The sequence below is a fragment of the Streptomyces sp. S465 genome, from assembly GCF_026898115.1.
GTDB classification, from domain to species: domain Bacteria; phylum Actinomycetota; class Actinomycetes; order Streptomycetales; family Streptomycetaceae; genus Streptomyces; species Streptomyces luomodiensis.
Genome location: NZ_CP114036.1, coordinates 7,116,720 through 7,138,218 on the forward strand (window position 1 = coordinate 7,116,720; position 21,499 = coordinate 7,138,218).

Genomic DNA, 21,499 nt, shown 5'->3' on the forward strand with positions numbered 1-21,499 from the left:
GACGAGGGTCAACGCCGGCCGGACCAGGGCGGACGCCGGTCAGACCAGGTCGATGCGCTCCTGCGTGACGGGGTAACCCGCCGTGGCGAAGTGCGCGGCCATCGGGAGGTTGGGCTGGTCCGTCGCCGCGGCGATCTTCGTGGCCCCCCGTGCCACCAGATCGTGCGTGCACTCCACGAGCAGGTCGTACGCATAGCCGTGGCCGCGCTGCTCCGCGACGACCCCGATGAAGCCCACGCACGGGCCGGACGGGTTGTGCGCGGGCACCTGAATGCCCACCAGCTCGCCCTCGGGCGTCCAGGCGAGCCGCCACCACTCGCGCGGCGAGGGGCACCAGGAGAAGAAGTCCATCAGCTCCCGCACCGCGGCCTCGACCCCTCCCCGGGCGATGGCACGTGCGTCGTGCGCGTCGAGCGAGCCCGGCATGATGCGCCGCAGCACCTCCTCGATCACCGCGTCCTCGGGCTCCGGCCGGAACTTCAGCCGCCCCGGGCGCTCGGGCAGCCCGCACTCCGGCGTCCACTCATAGCGGTAGCGCTCGACCAGGAACTCGAGCCCGCCCGCCACGGCGGCGTCGACACGGGCGCGGGCGGCGGCCCGCACCTCGGGCTGGTCGCGCCAGCCGGGCGGGGCCAGCAGGCTGTACTCGGCGCGCAGCGGTGCGGTGCGCAGCAGTTCGGCGGCGGCGTCGGCCTCGCCCTCGGCGAAGTCGAACCAGTCCAGGGCGACGGGCGCGGAGTCCTTCGGCCCGGCCCACCAGGCGGCGCGGGCCACGACCCGCCCCTCGCGCAGCGCCACCCAGGTCCACTCGGGGCGGTACTCGCCGCCCTGGCCGACGGTGGCGTAGGTGTGGCCGAAGCGGCCCCGGCCGACGAGCGCGGGGACCCGCAGATCGTTGAAGAGATGGGCGTCGCCCTCGGTGAGCGCGCGGATGACCAGATCGGTCATGGGATTCCTTCCAGGAGGGTGGTGCGCTCCCGGTCGGCTGCCTGATCAGGCGATGCGCGCTTCAGACGAGGCGCGCTTCAGAGGATGCGTGATCAGACGCGGTTACGCCCGGCGGACAGGGGGCGGGAGCGCGGAATGGTCGTGATGTCCATGGCTCTCGCCTCCTTCCTCGGTCACGGGCGTGGCCGCACTCTACGGGCGCCGATCTCTCCCTGTCCACGCCTTTTCCCGGGCGGTGCCGGTCTGCCGCCCACGAGGGGGAAGGAGCGGCAGACCGGCGCGCGGGATGAGGTGCACCTGACAGATCATTGAGCGGGCCGGCGCACCTGCGTGGTCCGGTGTGGGAGGCAGACTAGTGCACCATGCAGATCGGCGCGGCCGCCGTGTCCGGAGAGCCGCCGCCGGCCGTGAAGCCGAAGGTCGTCGAGGCCCCCGTGGCCAGGGAACCGTTCCAGTCGGCGTTGGTGACCGACGCCCCCGGGCCGGTGGTGGTCAGCTTGCCGTTCCAGACGCTGTCGATCCGCTGCCCGGACGGCACCGTCCAGTCGACCATCCACGCGGAGATGGGCGTGACACCGGTGTTGGTGACCGTCACCTCGGCCTGGTAGCCGCCGTTCCAGGTGCTGGTCACCTTCTGGGCGGCGGAGCAGGAGGCCGTCGGCGGGTCGGCGGGGTCGCTGCCGTTGTCGCCGCCGCCGCTGCTGGTGGTGCCGGGGACCGTCACCTCGCCGTTGCCGCCGTCGAAGACCACGTCGGAGCAGCTGTAGAAGGTCTCCTGGCTGTCCGAGCGCGTCCACACGGTGTAGATGATGTGCCGTCCGCTCTTGCCGGAGGGCAGGTTGGCGGTCCAGGTGTACTTGCCGTCGACCGTGCCGACCTGGCCGGACAGCGGCGGGTTCGTCACCGTGCTGAACGGCTGGTCCTCCAGATCGTCCCAGCTGAGCGACTGGGTCGGATCGATCGGGTCCTTGGTGATGTAGCTGCGGAACGACCCCGGGTGCGCGGCCCAGGCGTTGTACGCGAACTGCATCGACGCGCCGGACGTCAGATGGGTCACCGGCCAGTCGTTGCTGCCCAGGTCGAAACCGGAGAAGTCATAGACGGTGGCCGCGGCACTGCACAGCTTGCCGTCCGGGATGAACCCCTCGGTGCGGCCCGCGCCGTCCGAGCGGAGCACCGCGAACCAGTTGTAGAAGGGCGTCGCCCCGCTCTTGTCGTACGCGGCCTTGCACGCCGGGTTGGTCGGCTTGACCTCGCCGGTGGAGGACATGCTGTACTTCCAGCAGAGGTAGGTGCGGCTGCCCGGCGCCATCGGCGCGCCGTGTGCGGAGGCGCTGCCCCCGGAGAAGAAGACAAGGCCCAGGGCGGGCAGGACCGAGAGCAGGACCAGCAGGACGGACCTGGGCGCGCGGGAGCGGCCCGGCGGGCGTGTGGAAGAGGCGAGAGCCAGTAATCGTCGAGGCATTGCGCGTGCTGTCCCTTCGACGTGATCGGGTCAGGAACCGTCGGCATGGGAGCGCTCCCAATTGCTTGGTGAACGTAGCGCGCGTCTCCGCACCTGTAAATGCTTCAGGAGGTGAAGACCGCAACCTTTCTGGTGGGCCGTCAGGAGAGACCGCCGGAAGGGCCGGTCAGGTACGGACCAGTAGCGCCACCGGCAGCCGGGACAGCAGCCCGGCCAGGGCGGTGGGGCCCTCGGCCGTCCGCCCGGTCAGCAGGTCCCGCCAGCCGCCCGGCGGCAGCGGCAGCCGGGTGGCGCCCCAGCCGCCCGCCTCCGCCAGCCGCCGCGACAGCCGTGTGACGACCGTGACCGCCCCGCCCTCGCCCCCGGCGCCGGTCCGTACGAAGGCCGTACAGTGCGCCGCCGCCGGCCCCTCGGCGGCCAGCGGCGCATAGCCGCTCCCCGGGCCGAACCACCCCGGACGCTCCCGGCGCAGCCGCAGCGCGGCCCTGGTCAGCAGGAGTTTCTCGGCGGACAGGCCCGACACCTTCGGCTCGCCGTCCAGCGTGGGCGGGCGGCGGTTGTCCGGGTCGACCAGGGCGGTATAGACGTGTTCGGTGCCCATGTAGAGGTCGGGGACGCCCGGCATGGTGAGGTGCAGCAGGGCGGCGCCGAGCGTGTTGGCCCTGGCCGGTCCGTCCAGCTGGGCGCCGATCGCCGCCCACACCGACGGGTCGGCCGCGCACGGGCCGGCCGCCAGGAAGGCGGTCACCTCCTCCTCGTACGCCGCGTTCCGCTCCGTCCAGGTCGTCCGCAGCCCCGCCTCGCGCACCCCCTTGAGCACGGCGGGGACCAGCCGTTCGGCATCCCCGTGGCCCAGGGCGAGCGCGGTCTGCCAGGCCGTCCAGGCCAGCTGCGGATCGGGGGCGGGGGCCGACCGGGTCAGCTCCTCCACCATCCGGCCCCACCAGGCCGGGCATTCGGTGAGCGCCGCGACGCGGGCCCGCGCGTCCGCGCTGCGCTTGGTGTCATGCGTGGACAGCACCGTGCCGGTGGCGGGCCAGTCACGCAGCAGCCGGGCGGCGAAGGCGTGGAACTCCTCGGGGGGCACGGCCGGCCGCCCCGGATCGCCGCCCACCTCCCCGGCCGACAGCAGCGGGGGGTAGCGGTAGAAGGCGGTGTCCTCGACCGACTTGGCGCGCAGCGCGGCCGCCGTCTGGGCGAACCGGGCGCAGAAATCGCGCTGGTCAGGGCCGTCCCCGAGGACGCCCAGCGCCGCGTCCCGCACGACGAACACCACCCGCGCCTCCTGCGGCACCGTGAACGCCTCCCGGGCGTCCGCCGCCGAGCGCAGCATCACCGCGTCGGCGTCCGACGCGGGCCGCGTGTCCGTGTCCACGGACGCGTACGGACGGTAGACCGGCAGCCGCACCAGCAGCTCCTGGATCGCCGTGCGCAGCGCCCAGGGCGCGTGGTCGCGCAGCCGGGGGTCGGCCGCGCAGATGCGGGAGGCGGTGCGGGTCAGCCGCGCCACCTCGGCGGCCAGCTCATGCGTGACCACCTCGCGGGCGGCCCGGCGCACCGTGGCGGCCCAGTCGCCGCCCAGGTCGGCCGGGGGAGCGGCGAAGTCGCGGTAGAGGGCGGTGAGCTTCGCCAGCCCGTCCGGGTCGACGAAGAGCCCGTCGATGTGGTGCAGCGCGTCGTAGCCGGTGGTCCCGGCGACCGGCCAGGCCGGGGGCAGCGGCTCGTCCCGGGCCAGGATCTTCTCGACCACCGTCCACCGGCCGCCCCCGCCCCGGCCTCCCGGCGCGCTCCACCGGCCGCCCCCACCCGCACCGTCCCTCCCACCTGCACTGTTCTCCGTGGCCGTCCCGTCTCCTGGGGCTGTCCCTTCCGCCGTGGCTGTCCCGTCTGCCGTGGCTGTCCCGTCTGCCGTGGCTGTCTCGTCCCCTCCGGCCGTCCCGTCCTCTGCGTCCGTCCCTTCTCCCGTGGCCGCTCCGTCCGCCGTGGCCGTCCGCACCGCCCGGTCGAGCCGCCGCAGATAGCCCTCCGGATCGGCGAGCCCGTCCGGGTGGTCGATCCGCAGCCCCTCCACGACCCCGTCCCGCACCAGGTTCAGCAGCGTGGCGTGGGTGGCGTCGAAGACCTCCGGGTCCTCCACCCGCACCGCGATCAGCTCGGAGATGGTGAAGAAGCGCCGGTAGTTGAGCTCGGTGCGGGCCAGCCGCCACCAGCCGAGCCGGTACCACTGGGCGTCCAGCAGTTCGGCGAGCGGCAGTCCCTCGGTGCCGGGCCGCAGCGGGAACGCGTGGTCCCAGTAGCGCAGCGTCCCGTCCTCGACGCGCAGCCGCTCCCACTCCTCGCCGAGCGGCCCGCCGAGCACCGGCAGCAGCACCTTGCCGCCGTGGGCCTGCCAGTCGATGTCGAACCAGCGCGCGTAACGCGACCGGGGTCCCTCTCGCAGCACCTCCCACAGCGGGGTGTTGAGCCGCTCGGGGGCGGGTGCGGCCATATGGTTCGGGACGATGTCGACGATCAGCCCGAGGCCGTGCGCCCGCGCCGTACGGGCGAGGGAACGCAGCCCCGCCTCGCCGCCCAGTTCGGCCCGGACGGCGGAGTGGTCCACCACGTCATAGCCGTGGGTGGAGCCGGGCACCGCCTCCAGCACGGGGGACAGATGCAGATGGGAGACGCCGAGCGAGGCCAGATACGGCACCGCGCGCTCCGCGGCCGCGAACGGGAAGGCGGGCTGGAGCTGGAGGCGATAGGTGGCGGTGGGTACGCCGGGGTCAGCCGTCATATGAACGTACGTACCCATCAGGGGCGCCCCGTGCGAGGCCCGCGCACCCGAACGGACGCGATCGGGCCCCCTGGCGGACGCGATCGGCCCGCTGGCGGATTCCAGGGCCTGGGGGCCGCTACGGGCCCTAGGCGGGCCGCTGAAGCACCATCAGGCTGCGGTCCACCAGGGTCAGCCGGTCGCCCGCCGCCACCTTCGCGCCGCCGCCCGGCTCCACGCCCTCCGGCACCGCCGTGTCCACGATGACCTGCCACTGCTTGCCGTGGTCGATGGGTACGACGAAGTCCAGCGGCTCGTGGTGCGCGTTGAACAGCAGCAGGAACGAGTCATCGGTGATCCGCTCACCGCGCGCCCCCGGTTCGGAGATCGCGCTGCCGTTGAGGAACACCGCGAGGGACTTGGCATGGGCCGCCTGCCAGTCGCGCGGGGTCATCTCCTCGCCCTCATGGGTGAACCAGGCGATGTCCGACAGCTCGTCATGGGTGCCCTCGACCGGCCGTCCGTGGAAGAAGCGGCGGCGCCGGAAGACCGGGTGGTCGCGGCGCAGCCACACCAGCGAACGGGTGAAGCGCAGCAGCTCCAGCGCCCAGCGGTCCTCCCACTCGCCGTCCTGTCCCTTGGCGTGGTCCGGCCAGCGCACCCAGGACACCTCGTTGTCCTGGCAGTACGCGTTGTTGTTGCCGCCCTGGGTGCGCGCGAACTCGTCGCCGTGGCTGAGCATCGGCACGCCCTGGGAGAGCATCAGGGTGGCGATGAAGTTGCGCATCTGGCGCTCGCGCAGCGTGCGCACCGCCGGATCGTCGGTCTCGCCCTCGACCCCGCAGTTCCAGGACCGGTTGTAGTTCTCGCCGTCCTGGTTGGCCTCGCCGTTGGCCTCGTTGTGCTTCTCGTCGTAACTCACCAGGTCGCGCAGGGTGAAGCCGTCATGGCAGGTGACGAAGTTGACCGAGGCCAGCGGGCGCCGCCCGTCGCCCTGGTAGAGGTCGGAGGAGCCGGTCAGCCGGGAGGCGAACTCGGCCAGCGTCCTCGGCTCACCGCGCCACAGATCGCGCACGGTGTCCCGGAACTTGCCGTTCCATTCCGTCCACAGGGGCGGGAAGTTGCCGACCTGATAGCCGCCCTCACCGACGTCCCAGGGCTCGGCGATCAGCTTCACCTGACTCACCACCGGGTCCTGCTGGACCAGGTCGAAGAACGACGACAGCCGGTCCACCTCGTGGAACTGCCGGGCCAGCGTCGCCGCCAGATCGAAGCGGAAGCCGTCCACATGCATCTCGGTCACCCAGTAGCGCAGCGAGTCCATGATCAGCTGGAGCACGTGCGGGGAGCGCATCAGCAGCGAGTTCCCGGTGCCGGTGGTGTCCATGTAGTACCGGCGGTCCTCGGTCAGCCGGTAGTACGAGGCGTTGTCCAGGCCCCGGAAGGAGAGCGTGGGGCCCAGGTGGTTGCCCTCGGCGGTGTGGTTGTAGACCACGTCCAGGATGACCTCGATGCCCGCCTGGTGCAGTGCCCGGACGGCCGATTTGAACTCCAGCACCTGCTGGCCCCGGTCGCCCCAGGAGGCGTAGGCGTTGTGCGGGGCGAAGAAGCCGATGGTGTTGTAGCCCCAGTAGTTGGCCAGCCCCGCGTCGGCCAGCCGGTGGTCGTGGACGAACTGGTGGACGGGCATCAGCTCCAGCGTGGTGACGCCCAGCTCCGTCAGATGTTCGATGATCGCGGGGTGGGCGAGCGCCGCGTACGTCCCGCGCAGCTCCTCCGGCAGCCGCGGATGGCGCATGGTCAGCCCCTTGACATGGGCCTCGTAGATGACCGTGCGGTGGTAGTCGGTGCGCGGTGGGCGGTCGTCGCCCCAGTCGAAGTACGGATTGACCACGACCGACGCCATGGTGTGCGGGGCGGAGTCGAGGTCGTTGCGCTTCTCCGGCCGTCCGAAGTGGTAGCCGTAGACCTCCTCGCCCCAGCGGACCTGCCCGCTGATCGCCTTGGCGTACGGGTCCAGCAGCAGCTTGGCGGAATTGCAGCGGTGGCCGGACTCCGGCTCGTACGGGCCGTGGACCCGGAAGCCGTAGCGCTGCCCCGGCATGACCCCCGGCAGATAGGCGTGGCGCACGAACGCGTCGGACTCCCGCAGCTCGACCGCCGTCTCCGAGCCGTCGTCGTGCAGGAGGCACAGCTCGATGCGGACAGCGGCCTCGGAGAACACCGCGAAGTTGGTTCCGGCGCCGTCGTAGGTGGCGCCAAGGGGGTAAGCCTGTCCCGGCCAGACCTGCATACGTCGACTCTTCCACTTCTTCTTCGGGGGCCGCGAGCACCCCAGGCACCGGACGGAACCCGATCGACCCTGCATCCTTTCCCAACTGGCCCCGACCATCCGGGCTTTCAACAGAATTTCCTCACAAGGGAGGCAACCTACGGCCATATCGGTTCGTCCTACCGGGTGACCTGACGCATACGCGTATCCCGCTATGCGGTCCGATGTGGTGACAGGGGGGATTGGGGGAGGATGTGCGCACATTGATCCACCGCCACCTGGGCAAGGTGATGGCCGGTGCGGCCGTGGCGGTCACCGCCACGGCGATCATGATCGGGGTGACGCTCCCGGGCAGCGCGTCCGGCGAGGAAAGCCCCGGCGGGGGACCGCAGGGCTCGGCGGCGGAGCAGGGCCAGGCGGCCCGGCAGCTGCCCGGTGTGGTGGAGTCCGCGCCCGAGCAGGGGAAGACGGGCACCGGCCGCGATCCGCTGACCGACGATGAGATCAAGCGCGCCCAGACCCTCGCGGTCAGCCGCGACTTCCGCAAGAGCAGCGAGGACGTCAAGGGCTCACAGGGCCCCGAGCGGCTCTCCACCGACCTCGCGGAGCTCGGCCCCGACGAGGTGGGCGCCGCCGACGCGCCGCGGCGCGCCGAGGTGACGTACTACGACTACCGGGACGACACCTACGTCACCAAGACGGTCGACCTCCGCGGCGGCAAGGTCACCGGCACCGACACCCAGCACGGTGTCCAGCCGCCGCCCAACCGCGACGAGGCGAGGGAGGCGGCCCGGCTGCTGATCGCCGACAAGCTGGGCGCGGGGCTGAAGAAGGACTTCAAGGACGCCACCGGCAAGACGCTGACCAGCCCGGACCAGCTGACCGTCACCGGTTTCGTCTACCGCGCGGGCGAGGGCAACCCCGGTCCGGCCTCGGTCCAGGACTGTGGCGAACACCGCTGCGTACGGCTGTTCACCCGGGTGACGAACGGCCCCTGGATCGACACCCGGCAGCTGGTGATCGACCTCAGCGCCCACAAGGTGGCCGAGCTCAGCTGAAGCCTCCGCTCCCACGCCCCACCCTCATCACAGGAGTCTCCCCATGCCTGCAAACAGGCTCCGCCGCGCCCGTGCCCGGGTCGTGGCGGCCATCGGCGTCCCGGCGCTGCTCGGCACCGTGGCGGTCGCCGCCGGGCCGGTCGGCGCGGCCCAGGCGGCCCCGCCGGCCTCGGCCTCGGCCGCGGCGGACTGCAGCGCCCCGTACCGCATCGAGCAGCAGCTGGACGGCGGCACCACCTGGCGGATGTGCTGGCACTACGAGAGCAAGGCCGGGCTGGTGCTCGACGACATCTCCTATCAGCCCAAGGGCGAAAGCGCCCCGATCAAGGTGCTGACCTCGGCCAAGCTCGCCCAGATCCATGTGCCGTACGACGACGGCAGCAATGAGTACGACGACCTCACCGGCCAGGGCTTCGCCCAGGGGCTCCAGCAGCTGGACCCGGCCGAGTGCCCCGGCGGCACGATCAAGACCGTACGGGTGCCCGACGCCTGGGACCCCGATCACCCGGATGTGAAGGGTCTGTGTGCGACCACCCGGGCCCGTGGTCACGCCTACCGCATGGGCGACGGGGAGAAGGTCTACCAGCTCCAGGGCAAGGACCTGCTGCTCTACACCGTCAACCAAACCGGCTGGTACGAGTACATCACCGAGTGGCGGTTCGCCGGTGACGGCACCATGACCATGCAGGTCGGCGCCACCGGTACGCTCTCCCCGATGGACTACGACGCGGGCGACGGCCGCGGCTGGCCCATCGGCAAGGGCGCCAAGGACTACGCCACCAGCCATGCCCACAACGTCTTCTGGCGGCTGAACTTCGGGCTCGACGGCTCGCCCAAGAGCAAGGTCGAGCAGTACGACTCCAAGACCACCGCGACCGCGGGGCGGATCCCGAAGACCAAGACCACCCGCACCCCGGTCACCAAGGAGCTGGCGGGCGACGCGGCGGCGGCGCGGTGGTGGCGCGTGGTCAGCACGGCGGGCAAGAACAAGGACGGCCATCCACGCAGCTACGAGATCGTCCCCGGCCACACCACCACGTACCAGGGGCGTAGCTTCACTCAGCACGACGTCTACTTCACCGAATACAACAAGTGTGAACAATTCGCCAGCAACAACCTGCGCAACTGCGGCGCCGGGGCCGGGAAGAGCGTCGACAAGTGGGTGAACGGCCAGACCCTCAAGCACCCGATCGTGTGGGTCAACATCGGGTTCCACCACATCGCCCGGGACGAGGACCAGGAGCCGATGCCGGTGCACTGGCAGGGCTTCCAGCTCTCCCCGCGCGACGTCACCGCCATGAATCCCCTCACGCCTCCTGCACTGTCCGGACACAACGGTCATACAGAAGAGGCACGGTGACCCGATAGGCGGGACCTGAGTGTCGCACCGCCCCCGTCAGCGCAGTAGTCTGCGGTGATCGTTGGACGGGGGCGGAAGGCGGTGCACAGGTGAGCTCGGGCGGGCTGGAGCTGCCCCCTGGTGACGGAGGTCCCGGGGGTGACGGTTCCACCGACGCACCTCCCGGCGCGGTGTCCCTGGTGCGGCCGATGGAGATCGGAGCGGAACTGGACTGGGGCGCCGACGCCTGGAGCGAGGTGCGCACACGCGCACGCCGGGCCGGGCGGGCCTATATCTGGCTCAACCTCGTGGAACAGCGGCTGCGCGCGGTCGTCAACGCCGTGCTGCGGCCCATCTACGAACCGGTCCACGGCGACGACTGGGTCGTCGCCGCGGCCGGCCCGGCCGGGCAGGAGTGGGTACAGCGGGCGGTCGCGGTACGGGAGGTGAGCCGGCGCAAGGGCTATCTGCTCGACCCGGCCGACGACAATGTCGTCAGCTTCCTGACCCTGCCGCAGCTGCGGGAACTCCTCGTCCAGCACTGGCCGTGCTTCGAGCCGTATCTCGACGACCGCCGCGAGGTGGAGCTCGCCCTGGACGAGCTGGAGGTCGCCCGCAATGTGGTCTCCCGCAACCGAGCCCTGTCCCAGACCGTCCTCGCCCAGGCCGAGCGCGCCTCCGCCCGGCTGCTGGAGATCCTCGGCAGCGGCACCGGCTCCCCCTCCGCCGACCGGCTGCCCATCGACGCCGTCGAGGACCTCGTCGGCGACCGCTACGCCGATGTCGTGGGCGTCCACCCGGACCGGGTGCGGCTCCAGCGCCAGCTGCCCGCCGAGGATCTGTTCGGCCACGCCCGCCGCCTCGACGCCGTCGGCATCGGGCTCAACCTCCTGGTCCAGAACTACTCGGGCCGCCGGCTGGTCCGGCTGGCCGAATCCGGCTGCCGGGCCCGGCTGCTCTTCCTCAACCCGGCGAGCAGCGCGGTGCGGCGGCGGGAGCGTGAACTGGGCCTGAAGAAGGGCGAGATGAGCCGCTCGGTGGAGATGAACATCCTCCATATGCGGCGGGTGCGCGCCCGGCTGCGGGACCCGGGCGCGTTCGAGATCCACGTCTTCGACGAGACCCCCCGCTTCACCGCCTACCTGGTCAACGGCGACGGCGCCGACGGCCTCGCGGTCGTCCAGTCGTATCTGCGCAAGGCCCGGGGCATGGAGGCCCCGGTCCTGGTGCTGCGCGGTGGCGGCCGGGGCCGCGAGGTGGTCCGCGAGGGCATGCCCGAGGAGGGTGAGGGCGGGCTCTTCGCCACCTACCGCGAGGAGTTCGAAAGCGTCTGGGCGGACTCCCGGCCGGTGTCCTGAACCGACGAGCCGGTGTTCTGGACCGGCGAGCCGGTGTTCTGGACCGGCGAGCCGGTTCACTGGTGCGGCGAGCCGGTGTCCTGACCGGAGGGGCGCAGCGCGCGGGCGGCCCAGCGGCCGTCGGTGCGGCTGATGCGCACCGGGTGGTCGAAGCATTTGCTGATGGCGTCGGTGGTCAGCACTGCCTCGGCCGCCCCCTGGTCCAGGCACTCGCCCTCGCGCAGCAGCACCGCGTGGGTGGTGCTGGCGGGCAGCTCCTCCAGGTGGTGGGTGACCAGGACGGTGGCCAGTTCGGGGTGCTCCCGGCGCAGCGTGTCCAGGCTCTCCAGCAGCTGCTCACGGGCGGCCAGGTCCAGCCCGGTGGCCGGTTCGTCGAGCAGCAGCAGCCGGGGGAGGGGCATCAGCGCACGGGCGATCAGCACCCGGCCGCGCTGGCCCTGCGACAGGGTCGGCCAGCGCGCGTCGAGCTTCCCGCCCATGCCGAGCGTGGTCAGCAGCCGGTCGGCCCGGTCGCGCTGGTCGGGGGTGGGGTGGCGGCGGGGGACCGGCTCCACGGTGTTGGTCAGCCCGGTGAGCACCACGTCCCGCACCCGCAGCGGGGAGCGCAGCGGATGCCGGGGATCGACATGCCCCACCAGCGTCCGCAGCTCGCGCAGATCGACCCGCCCCAGGGTGCGGCCGAGGACCTGCACCGTGCCGTGGGTGGGGTGCACCAGCGCGCCCGCCAGACTCAGCAGGGTGGATTTGCCCGCGCCGTTGGAGCCGAGCAGCGCCCAGTGCTCCCCCTGGTGGACGGTGAGCGAGATCGAGCGCAGCAGCGGGGTGCCGTCGCGCACCACGTCCACGTCGTTCAACTTCAGTACGGGAACGGCCGGGGCGGTCACGGGGCCGCCACCTCCTTGTTGTGTCCTTGTCCTGGGTGAGCTCTTCGACCGGCGCCTCGGGCGGCACCGGCAGAACGGAGGCTATCCCGGACCGGGCGGGCCGGACATTCCGGGCTGGGATGCGGGGCCGGTCGTGGCGGGCGTTGTCAGTGGTGCGTGGGAAGGTGAGCACACCTGGGGGGAAGAACGGTAAAGGGAGGGCGGCCATGGGCTGGCACCGGGGGCTTCTGATCGGATTCGATCTGGAGACGACGGGCACCGATCCACGCACGGCACGGATTGTCACGGCGGCCGTGGTCGAGGTGACGGACGGGGTACCGACAGGGCGGCACGTATGGCTGGCCGACCCTCACGTGCCCATCCCCGACGACGCCGTGGCGGTGCACGGCATCACCGGCGAGCGGGCGGCGGCGGAGGGCCGGCCCGCCCACGAGGTGGTCGAGGAGATCGCCGAGGTGCTGGTGGCCCACTGGCGCGCCGGCGCCCCGGTGGTGGCGTACAACGCGGCGTTCGACCTCAGCCTGCTGGCCGCCGAGTTGGCACGGCACGGGCTGCGTCCGCTGAGCGAGCGGCTGGACGGCGCGGAGACCGGCCCCGTGGTGGATCCGTACACGATAGACCGCGCCGTCGACCGCTACCGCAAGGGCAAACGCACGCTGGCGGCGGTCTGCGGGGAGTACGGAGTGGTGCACGACCGCGCCCATGACGCCGGCGCGGACGCGCTGGCGGCGGTGCGCGTCGCCCGCGCGCTCGCCGAGCGCCACCGCGAGGTCGCCGCGCTCGAGCTGTGGGACCTCCACCGCAAGCAGGTGGGGTGGTACGCCCGCTGGGCCGCCGACTTCCAGTCCTGGCTGCGCCGCAAGGGCACTCCGGACGCGGTCGTGGACAGCGGCTGGCCGCTGCGGGGGGCGGAGGCGGGGGCGGGGGCCGTGGCGGGGTAGCCACGCGGTGGGGCGGTCACCGGCCCGGCGGGCACCGGAGCGCCCCAGCGATGGGTTCCCGGCGGGAAGACCGGGCTCCACTTGAGATCATGGTCGGCAGCCCCGATGCGGCAGCCTCGTCCTGAAGTAAAGGAGATTGGCCATGTCCTTCCACGTCGGCATCGTCGTGGCGGACCTCGACCGTGCCGCCGCGGACTACGAGCGACGGTGGGCCGTCAAGACCGAGCGGATCATGGATCTCAGCTTCCCCGACGCCCGGTTCCTGTCCACCATCTCGCCTACGCCGTCGAGAGCATCGACCGGCATCTCGCGGCGCTGCGCGAGGCGGGCGAGGACCCGACTATCGCCTTCGACGGGGCCATCGCGGACCGGGCCCGCTTCGCGTACCTGGACGGCCTGGCGCACGGACCGGTCGTCGAGCTGATCGAGCGGGCCGGTCAGGGCGGCTGACCGCCCGGCGCTACGGCGGCCGACGGGGGTCTGGCAGAGCACTTCTCGGTGAAGGTGGCGACAGCGGCTGCGCGGCCGTGGTCGCGGTGTCGGCCGCGCCGGACGTGGACGCCGAGGAGAACAGGGCGAACGCCGCGGGGGCGGGGCGCGGACGGTGGTCCGGTGGGTCAGCCGGGCCTGCGGGTGTGCCTGGGGGCACGGGCGGGCGGTCCGGGAGCGGCCGCGGGGGTGCGGACAGCGGTGGGCGGGCTCAGAAGGCGTGCCAGCGCACCGTCGCGTCCGCGTCCCGCAGGGAGGCCACCCGGCGGGCGAACTCGGCTCGGGCCGCCGGGTTGCCCGGCGCGTGCTGGGCCACCCACGCGCAGCCGGCGGTTTCCCGCGCGCCCCGCAACGTCGCGCAGCCCGGCCACTCCCGGACATCCCAGCCGTACTCCGCCACGAACTCCTCGTACGCCGCCGCGCCGAGTCCGTAGCGGTCCCGGGACAGGGCCATCACCACCAGATCGTGCTCGCGCAGATCGTCCGAGAAGGTCTCCAGATCCACCAGCACCGGGCCGTCCGGGCCGATGTGCACATTGCGCGGCAGCGCGTCGCCGTGGATCGGGCCGGGGGTGAGCCGCGGGGTCAGCTCCGCGGCGGCGGCCGCGAAGTCGTCCCGGCGGGCGCGCAGATACGCCGCGTCCGCCGGGTCGATCGCGTCCCCGGCCAGCCGCAGCCAGCGCTCGACGCCGCCCAGCAGATCGCGGCGCGGCAGCGGAAGCGGCGCCAGGTCGGGCGGCGGGTCGGGCAGGGCGTGCACCATCCGCAGCAGCTCGGCGAGATCGCGCGGCCCGGCGGGCCGTACGGCGTCCGGCAGCCGCTGCCAGTACGTGACGAGATGGCCCCCGAACGGAAGCGGCTGCTCGGAGCCGTAGCGCCGGTCGGGGCGTACCGCGGGCAGCCCCTCCCGGGCCAGCCAGTCGGCGACCTTAAGCTCCCGGGCGGCCCGGTCCCACACCTCCAGATCGCGGCTGATCCGGACCACCAGGGACAGGCTGTCGAGGGCGAAGACGGCGTTCTCGCCGAGGGCCAGCAGCCGGGCCTCCGCCGCACCGGCCCGGTAGGGCGGCAGCGCGGCCGAGAGCACCGCCCGCGCCCGCTCCTCCGTGAAGGCGACATCCGCCACCGCCGTACCCCTCCTCATCGCTCCGCCCCAGTCTCCCATCGAGCGCGGCGATGAACGGCCGGCCCCCGCACGTCGGCCACCGGGACGGCCCCGCCGTCCCGTACACCTGACCGTGCCATCGACCCGGTCCCCCACGCAGACCGTTACCCCTCGGCAAAGGTTGTCCTCAACCGGCCTTGTCTCTTCTCTTACGAGTTTCTTAGCTTCAGATGAACTCTTTTCTAACGCCAGGAAGACTGACCATGCCCCGAGACATACCGCCGCTCGCCGAGGTCCGCAGGATCACCGAGAAGAAGCGAGACGCGTGGTGGACCGTCATGCTCGTGGATCCGGTGGCCACACCGCTGGTCCGCTGGATCGCGAAGTACACCCGGGCCACTCCCAACCAACTGACCTGGGGCGCCTTCCTGGTGGGCCTCGGCTCCGCCGCGTGCTTCGCGCAGGGCGACTGGGAATGGCTGCTGCTCGGGGCCCTGCTCTACCACGTGAGCTTCATCTTCGACTGCATGGACGGCAAGCTCGCCCGGCTGACCGGCGCCGGCTCGGTCTTCGGGGCGTGGCTGGACTTCGTCTTCGACCGGATCCGGGTGCTGGTCTGCGCGGTCGCGCTGATGGGCGGCCAGTACGCGCGCACGGACGACGTCCTGTATCTGTGGCTGGCGCTGGCCGTCGCCTCCCTGGACGCGCTGCGCTACATCGACTCGCTGGAGATCTTCAAGATCCGGCACGGGATGCGCAAGGAGATCAAGGCCCGGATGCGTGCGGCCCGCAAGGCCGACAATCAGGCCGAGCTGGCGTTCATGGAGGACCTGCTGCGGGAGAACCCCGAGGCCGATCTGGAGACCGACCCGGCCACGGTGGCCCCCTTGCAGCCGGTGGCGCCGGCGGAGGCCGCACGGGCCGTGGAGACCGCTCCGGCCGTGGAGACCGCACCGGCCCTGGCGGCCGCACCGGCGCCCGGTACAGCGGCCGCGGCCGTCGCCGAGACCGCCGCCGCAGCCGGTACCGCCCGAGCGGCGGTACCGGCCCCGCGCCGCCCCGCGGTCGTCGATCTGCACCAGGAGTTCCGGCGCCGCTTCCCCTGGTGGGTCCGGTGCCGGAACTTCCTGCTGCGCCACCGCATCCGGGCCCATCTCATCAGCGGTATCGAGTTCCAGATGGGCGTGTTCATCATCGGGCCGGCCATCGACGGGGTGGTGGCGACGACCGTCGTGTCGGGTGCGCTGCTGCTCGTCTTCGAGCTGGCCATCATCTACAAGCTGCTGCTGTCCACCCGGGACTTCACCCGCACCATCAACTCCTTCGAGACGGCCACCGCCCCGCTCAACTCCTGAGGAGCAAAGGTCAGACCCTGGCGTGCCGGGGCCGGTCGTCCGCGTCCGGCGCCCAGGGAGCGCCCACCGGGACGGCGGGCCGCTGGGGCGGGGCGGGCTCGTCGTGGGTGAGGTCCGGAAGCCACCGCAGCCACTTCGGCAGGTACCAGTTGCGCTCGCCCAGCAGCGTCATCGCGGCCGGGAGCAGCACCCCGCGGATGACGGTGGCGTCGATGAGGACCGCGGCCGCCAGGCCCACGCCCATCTGCTTCATGGACTGCATCGACAGCGTCCCGAAGATGGCGAAGACCGCGACCATGATGACGGCGGCGCTGGTCACCACGCCCGCGGTGGTGACCACACCGTGCACCACCGCGTCCTTGGTGGTGCGGCCGGCCAGGCGCGCCTCGCGGATCCGGGAGACCACGAAGACGTGGTAGTCCATGCTCAGCCCGAACAGGATCACGAAGAGGAACAGCGGCAGCCAGGACACGATCGCGCCCACGCCCTCCGCGCCGACCAGCCCCGCGCCCCAGCCGTGCTGGAAGACGGCGGTGAGGATGCCGTACGCCGCGCCGACCGACAGCAGGTTGAGCACGATGGAGGTCACGGCGATGGTGAGCGACCGGAAGGACATCAGCATCAGCAGGAAGGCGAAGACCACCACGAAGGCGAAGACCGGGGTGATCGCCGAGCCGAGCTTGTCGTTGAAGTCCTTGGAGGAGGCGGTCGAGCCACCGATGGGGGCCGCCACCCCGTCCACCGTGTCGAGCGTGGCCGGGCGCACCTCGTTCCGCAGCACGTTCAGGCTCCGCTCGGCCTTGCCCTCGTCCGAGCCGCCGATCAGCGGTACCTCGATCACGGCCAGGTTCTGCTTCCGGTGGAAGGTCACCTCGACCGGGCCCTTGGAGGCGCCCTTCGCCACCGCCTCGGTGCGGAAGCGGGCGATCGCGTCGCGCACCGGCGCGGCGTCGATGTCGTCCGCCGTCACCGCGACCCTGGCCGGGTCGGGCCCGCCCGGGAACGCCTCGTCGATGTGGTGGTACGCGACCACGACCGGCAGCCGGTCGCCGAACTCCTGGTCCAGGGTGAGGTTCGCGGTGTTCATCCCCACGGCGGGGACGGCCACCGCGATCAGCGCGCCACCCGCGAGGACCAGCGACAGCTTGGGGCGGCGCAGCACCGGGCCGAGGACGGCGCGCCAGACGCGGCTCTCGCCGTTGCTCCGCCGCTTGGCGCGCGCCAGGAACGGCACCCGGCCCTTCTCCACCCGCTCACCGAGCAGCGAGAGCAGCGCGGGCAGCACCGTCACCGAGCCGACCATGGCCACGGCCACCACCATCAAGGTGGCCAGCCCCATCGCCTTGAACTCCGCGATACCGGTGAAAAGCATGCCCGCCATGGCCACGATCACCGTGACACCCGAGACCAGGATGGCGCGGCCGGAGGTGGCCGCCGCGATCCGCAGCGCGGTCCCCGCGTCCCGTCCGGCGGCGCGCTCCTCGCGCTCCCGGCGCAGGTAGAACAGGCAGTAGTCGACCCCGACGGCCAGCCCCACCAGCAGCATCACCGAGTTGGCGGTGTCGCTCATGTGCACCCAGTGGCTGACCACCGCCACCAGGCCGGAGGTGGCCAGGAACGCGGTCATCGCGAGCGCCACCGGCAGCAGCGCGGCCACCAGCGCGCCGAAGGCGATCAGCAGAATGCCCAGGGCCACCGGCAGCGCGGAGTACTCGGCCTGGGTGAAGTCGTCGCCGAACGCGTCGTCGAACGCCTTCTGGCCGCTGGCGTCGCCGAACTCCTCGATCCGCAGCGCCTGGTGACGGTTCTGCGCCTCGGCCACCGCGTCCAGGACCGGCTGGACGCGGTCCGCGGCCTGCTCCGGGTCGCCGCGCATCTCGAACCGCACCAGCGCCGAACGCCGGTCGGCGGAGAGGGCCTTGGTCGCGTACGGTGACTGGACGGCGGTCACCCGGCCGGTGTCGCGTACCCCGTCGAGCACCGCCTCGACCGCCTCGCGGAAGGCCGGGTCGTCCGCGGTGAGCCCGCCGTCCTTGGCCTGGATCAGCACGGTTTCCCCGGCTGCTTCGTCAATGCCCGCATCGTCGAGAATCTTCGAGACGCGCCCGGACTCGCCGGGAACCTGCTCGCTGTCCGCCACGTCCACCCGGCCCGCCATCGAGCCGACGGCCAGGGCGAGGACGACCAGCAGCACCCAGCCCCCGACCGCCGCCCACCGGTGACGGGCGCTCCAGCTAGCCACGCGGGCGGCTGTCCCGCGCGGTCTGTCCCAGTGGCCTGTGTCCGCCACGACATCCCCTTATGCCCTGGTGGCAGACCCTCTCCGCCACCCCTGGACGACGCTAGGCCGCGGGGGCGGACCGTCCCATCATGCTGACCGGTGAACCTGACGGGTGGTTGTCTCCCTCCGAAGAGGGGGGCCATCCCCACCATGCCCCATCCAAGCCCCTTACACCTAAGGGAGCTTGACCTGGTGGTCGGTGCGGACAACGTTGCCTATGTCACACCTGGACCGGGATCTTGAATTGACCCGTACTCATCAGTCAGGGTTTTTGTCAGAACCTGAGTGGCCCCAACACACAACGGTTCTTCCGCACTTACGGGAACGGCATCCGCTTGCGCTCCCGCGCGGACTACCCCCCACAACCGCACGAGGAGGAACCCTCGTCATGGCAGTTCACAAGCAGCGCAACGCGCGTCGACTCGGTCTGGCCGTGGCCGCCGCCACCGCCGTCACCGCCGGTGTCTTCGTCGCCGTTCCGGCCGGCGCCGCCACCGCACCCGCCGAGGGCAAGGTCTACGGCACCCAGGCGGCAAACGCCGTGGACGGCAGCTACATCGTCATGCTCAAGGGCGACAAGAGCGTCAAGGCCGCCGAGCAGGGCAAGGACCTCGCCGAGAGTTACGGCGGGAAGCTGCGCCGCACCTACGACTCCGCGATCAACGGCTTCTCGGCCAGCGGGCTGACCGACACCGAGGCCAAGCGGCTGGCCGCCGACCCGGCGGTGGCCAAGGTGGTCCAGAACCACCGGTACACCATCAAGGGCACCCAGGAGAACCCGCCCTCGTGGGGCCTGGACCGGATCGACCAGGAAGACACCCAGGGCGACGACGCGTACAACTACCCCGACAGCGCGGGTGAGGGCGTCACCGCCTACGTCATCGACACCGGCGTCCGCACCAGCCACAAGGACTTCGAGGGCCGGGCCACCTCCGGCTTCGACGCGGTCGACAACGACGACGACGCCGACGACGGCAACGGCCACGGCACCCACGTGGCGGGCACCATCGCCGGTGCCGAGCACGGCGTGGCCAAGAAGGCCGACATCGTCGCGGTGCGGGTCCTGGACGACCAGGGTTCGGGCACCACCGAGCAGGTCGTCGCGGGCATCGACTGGGTCACCGAGAACCACCAGGGCCCGTCCGTCGCCAACATGAGCCTGGGCGGCACCCCCGACGAGGCCCTCGACGCGGCCGTGCAGAAGGCCATCGACTCCGGTGTCACCTTCGCGGTCGCGGCGGGCAACGAGTCCAGCGACGCCAGCCAGAGCTCCCCCGCACGGGTGGAGGACGCGATCACGGTCGCCTCCAGCACCGACCAGGACGAGCAGTCCGACTTCTCCAACTACGGCTCGGTCGTGGACATCTACGCCCCCGGCTCGGACATCACCTCCGACTGGAACACCGGCGACGACGCGACCAACACCATCTCCGGTACGTCGATGGCCACCCCGCACGTCGTGGGCGCCGCCGCCGTCTACCTCAGCGGCCACCAGGACGCCAAGCCGGCCGACGTGGCGCAGGCGCTGACGGACGGCGCGACCGCCGACAAGATCTCCAACCCGGGCGAGGGCACGCCGAACAAGCTGCTGAAGATCGTCGAGTAGGACCTACGGGGACCTGTACGGACCTGTACGGGTGAGGTGATCATCCCAGGGGCGCAGCCGGGTGCGGAGAGCACCCGGCTGTGCCCTTGGGCCCGTTGAGCCGCGATGCCACGCTGAGCGGCATGAACCTCACCGACGGATACACCGCGGCGGCGGTCGGCGACGCCCCCGTCAAGGAACTCTTCCCAGGCATCCGCCTGCGCCCCCTGTGGACGGGGGACAACGGCGCGAAGGCCCACGTCCTCGAGATGGACCCCGGCGCCTCATGGGAGGGCGTGGACGTCCACGAACCGGGCCCCGAAGAGGTCTTCGTGGTCTCCGGCACCTTCAACGACGGCGCCCACGACTACCCCGCCGGCACCTTCATCCACGCCCCGGCCGGCTCCTCCCACATTCCCCGGACCACGACGGGCTGCACGCTGTTCGTCTTCTACCCGGAGGGCTAGGACCTGCCTCGGCCCTCCACCTCGCGGCGCACGGCATCGAGATCCAGGTCGACGGTGAACTCCCCGGCGACCTGGACGGACGCATTGCACGTGACAGCTCTGACGACCGCCGACGCCTCCAGGCCGAGCCGTGCGACTGCGCCCGGAAGCACGTGGCGGCGACGGCGGTGGCCCGCCAGTCCCGCTGTCGGAGGCCGCTGATAGAACATGTCGCACTGCTGTTGGACATGGATCTTGGAGCCTCGTCTTGTCGTACGTGCACCACGTCGAGAACTTCTACGGATTAACGGTACTGACCGTTCCGCCGTACACCCCCGCCACGCTGCTGCCCGACGCCGCTTCCGTGGCGTGGCGCCTTCAGTCCGGGCTGTACTCCACCGACGAGGACGCCGATGTCTGCTGGGAGCGCTTCACCAGCACGGTGGAGCTGGAGAAGGTGCGGGCGCTGGTCCTCGGCTACGGCATGGACAGGGTGTCCTGGCTCACCGACCTGAGCGACCGGCTGACCGGTCTCGAAGCGGTCTTCCTGGGCGACATCGAGGACGAGGAGGAGATGATCTCCTCGATCGAGCAGTCCGATGTCGCCCCGCTCCTGGAGGCGTTCCCGGGTCTGCGGGAGCTCGTCGTCCGCGGCGGGAGCGGGCTGAAGTTCCCCGTGGCGGGTCACGCGGGGCTGCGGTCGCTGCGGATCGAGTCCGGCGGGCTGCCTCCCGAGGCGGCGGAGAGCATCGCCGCCGCCGACCTGCCCGCGCTGGAGCGGCTGGAGCTGTGGCTGGGCGACGACTGGTACGGGGGCGGCACCACCGTCGAGCAGCTCGCCCCGCTCCTCGCGGGTGCGCGCAAGCCCGCGCTGCGCCACCTGGGGTTGCAGAACAGCCCCATCCAGGACGAGCTGGCCGCCGCGGTGGCCTCCGCGGCGGTCGTGCCCCAGCTCACCTCGTTGAGCCTGGCCATGGGCACGCTCTCCGACAAGGGCGCCGAGGCGCTGCTGCACGGGCAGCCGCTCACCCACCTCGAGGAGCTCGACCTTTCGCACCACTACCTCAGCGACGAGATGATGCTGCGGATATGGACGACGCTGGAGCCCGCGGGGGTCCGGGTGAACCTGCGCGGGAAGCGGGAGCCGGACGAGGAGTGGGAGGACGACGAGGAGGAGGACGGGGCGAGCGGCCGCTATATCGCGGTGGCCGAATGACC

General features: G+C 71.8%; 16 protein-coding genes. 9 read left to right on the forward strand and 7 right to left on the reverse strand.

The features are described from left to right. Positions 1–39: 39 nt before the first annotated feature. The 4 genes from N6H00_RS30105 to glgX form a co-directional block, all read right to left on the reverse strand. Positions 40–948, reverse strand: a complete 909-nt coding sequence (locus N6H00_RS30105; RefSeq protein ID WP_268974973.1) for a GNAT family N-acetyltransferase — start codon at positions 946–948, stop codon at positions 40–42. A gap of 352 nt (positions 949–1,300) precedes the next feature. Then, on the reverse strand, positions 1,301–2,413 hold the full coding sequence (locus tag N6H00_RS30110) for a lytic polysaccharide monooxygenase auxiliary activity family 9 protein (protein ID WP_268974974.1): 1,113 nt from the start codon (positions 2,411–2,413) through the stop codon (positions 1,301–1,303). Positions 2,414–2,579: 166 nt separating this feature from the next. Then, positions 2,580–5,189 (reverse strand): malto-oligosyltrehalose synthase, encoded by a 2,610-nt coding sequence (treY, locus tag N6H00_RS30115; RefSeq protein ID WP_268974975.1) that lies wholly within the window; start codon positions 5,187–5,189, stop codon positions 2,580–2,582. 127 nt (positions 5,190–5,316) lie between these two features. After that, complete coding sequence (gene glgX, locus N6H00_RS30120) at positions 5,317–7,461, reverse strand: glycogen debranching protein GlgX (RefSeq protein ID WP_268974976.1); 2,145 nt, start codon at positions 7,459–7,461, stop codon at positions 5,317–5,319. Between the two features lie 233 nt (positions 7,462–7,694). Here glgX and N6H00_RS30125 point away from each other — a divergent pair, with 233 nt between their 5' ends. The 3 genes from N6H00_RS30125 (at position 7,695) to N6H00_RS30135 (ending at position 11,195) form a co-directional block, all read left to right on the forward strand. Continuing rightward, entirely contained in the window at positions 7,695–8,498 is an 804-nt protein-coding gene (locus N6H00_RS30125; RefSeq protein WP_268974977.1) for a Tat pathway signal sequence domain protein, read from the forward strand. Positions 8,499–8,541: 43 nt separating this feature from the next. Further along, a complete protein-coding gene (locus N6H00_RS30130; protein WP_268974978.1) occupies positions 8,542–9,858 on the forward strand; it encodes a copper amine oxidase in 1,317 nt (438 codons plus the stop codon). 89 nt (positions 9,859–9,947) lie between these two features. Next, a complete protein-coding gene (locus N6H00_RS30135; RefSeq protein ID WP_268974979.1) occupies positions 9,948–11,195 on the forward strand; it encodes an SAV2148 family HEPN domain-containing protein in 1,248 nt (415 codons plus the stop codon). A 56-nt stretch (positions 11,196–11,251) separates the two neighbouring features. On the opposite strand, the gene N6H00_RS30140 is transcribed toward N6H00_RS30135, so the two are convergent. Continuing rightward, positions 11,252–12,079, reverse strand: coding sequence for an ABC transporter ATP-binding protein (locus N6H00_RS30140; RefSeq protein ID WP_268974980.1), 828 nt, complete (start codon positions 12,077–12,079; stop codon positions 11,252–11,254). Between the two features lie 206 nt (positions 12,080–12,285). On the opposite strand from N6H00_RS30140, the gene N6H00_RS30145 reads away from it, so the two are divergent. Then, positions 12,286–13,020 carry a 3'-5' exonuclease gene (locus tag N6H00_RS30145; RefSeq protein WP_268974981.1) on the forward strand — a complete coding sequence of 245 codons (735 nt, stop codon included), beginning with the start codon at positions 12,286–12,288 and terminating at the stop codon, positions 13,018–13,020. Positions 13,021–13,227: 207 nt separating this feature from the next. Further along, positions 13,228–13,470: a hypothetical protein gene (locus tag N6H00_RS30150; protein ID WP_268974982.1), complete on the forward strand. Its 243-nt coding sequence runs from the start codon at positions 13,228–13,230 to the stop codon at positions 13,468–13,470. A 250-nt stretch (positions 13,471–13,720) separates the two neighbouring features. Here the strand turns inward: N6H00_RS30150 and N6H00_RS30155 are convergent, their stop codons facing one another. Continuing rightward, on the reverse strand, positions 13,721–14,653 hold the full coding sequence (locus N6H00_RS30155; protein WP_268974983.1) for an aminoglycoside phosphotransferase family protein: 933 nt from the start codon (positions 14,651–14,653) through the stop codon (positions 13,721–13,723). Between the two features lie 224 nt (positions 14,654–14,877). Here N6H00_RS30155 and N6H00_RS30160 point away from each other — a divergent pair, with 224 nt between their 5' ends. Beyond that, complete coding sequence (locus N6H00_RS30160; protein ID WP_268974984.1) at positions 14,878–15,969, forward strand: CDP-alcohol phosphatidyltransferase family protein; 1,092 nt, start codon at positions 14,878–14,880, stop codon at positions 15,967–15,969. 10 nt (positions 15,970–15,979) lie between these two features. Here N6H00_RS30160 and N6H00_RS30165 read toward each other — a convergent pair whose 3' ends face one another. Beyond that, positions 15,980–18,259, reverse strand: a complete 2,280-nt coding sequence (locus N6H00_RS30165; RefSeq protein WP_268974985.1) for an MMPL family transporter — start codon at positions 18,257–18,259, stop codon at positions 15,980–15,982. 379 nt (positions 18,260–18,638) lie between these two features. Here N6H00_RS30165 and N6H00_RS30170 point away from each other — a divergent pair, with 379 nt between their 5' ends. The 3 genes from N6H00_RS30170 to N6H00_RS30180 all read left to right on the forward strand — a co-directional run bounded on the left by N6H00_RS30170 (position 18,639) and on the right by N6H00_RS30180 (position 21,497). Continuing rightward, complete coding sequence (locus tag N6H00_RS30170) at positions 18,639–19,856, forward strand: S8 family peptidase (RefSeq protein WP_268974986.1); 1,218 nt, start codon at positions 18,639–18,641, stop codon at positions 19,854–19,856. 122 nt (positions 19,857–19,978) lie between these two features. Further along, a complete protein-coding gene (locus tag N6H00_RS30175; protein WP_268974987.1) occupies positions 19,979–20,302 on the forward strand; it encodes a cupin domain-containing protein in 324 nt (107 codons plus the stop codon). Between the two features lie 256 nt (positions 20,303–20,558). Continuing rightward, positions 20,559–21,497 carry an STM4015 family protein gene (locus tag N6H00_RS30180; protein WP_268977161.1) on the forward strand — a complete coding sequence of 313 codons (939 nt, stop codon included), beginning with the start codon at positions 20,559–20,561 and terminating at the stop codon, positions 21,495–21,497. The last annotated feature ends 2 nt before the right edge of the window (positions 21,498–21,499 follow it).

Coding starts and splice junctions, on each gene's coding strand:
- N6H00_RS30110 (WP_268974974.1), bottom strand. CDS start 2,413: ATGCCTCGACGATTACTGGCTCTCGCCTCTTCCACACGCCCGCCGGGC.
- N6H00_RS30170 (WP_268974986.1), top strand. CDS start 18,639: ATGGCAGTTCACAAGCAGCGCAACGCGCGTCGACTCGGTCTGGCCGTG.
- treY (WP_268974975.1), bottom strand. CDS start 5,189: ATGACGGCTGACCCCGGCGTACCCACCGCCACCTATCGCCTCCAGCTC.
- N6H00_RS30155 (WP_268974983.1), bottom strand. CDS start 14,653: ATGAGGAGGGGTACGGCGGTGGCGGATGTCGCCTTCACGGAGGAGCGG.
- N6H00_RS30175 (WP_268974987.1), top strand. CDS start 19,979: ATGAACCTCACCGACGGATACACCGCGGCGGCGGTCGGCGACGCCCCC.
- glgX (WP_268974976.1), bottom strand. CDS start 7,461: ATGCAGGTCTGGCCGGGACAGGCTTACCCCCTTGGCGCCACCTACGAC.
- N6H00_RS30130 (WP_268974978.1), top strand. CDS start 8,542: ATGCCTGCAAACAGGCTCCGCCGCGCCCGTGCCCGGGTCGTGGCGGCC.
- N6H00_RS30160 (WP_268974984.1), top strand. CDS start 14,878: ATGCCCCGAGACATACCGCCGCTCGCCGAGGTCCGCAGGATCACCGAG.
- N6H00_RS30145 (WP_268974981.1), top strand. CDS start 12,286: ATGGGCTGGCACCGGGGGCTTCTGATCGGATTCGATCTGGAGACGACG.
- N6H00_RS30105 (WP_268974973.1), bottom strand. CDS start 948: ATGACCGATCTGGTCATCCGCGCGCTCACCGAGGGCGACGCCCATCTC.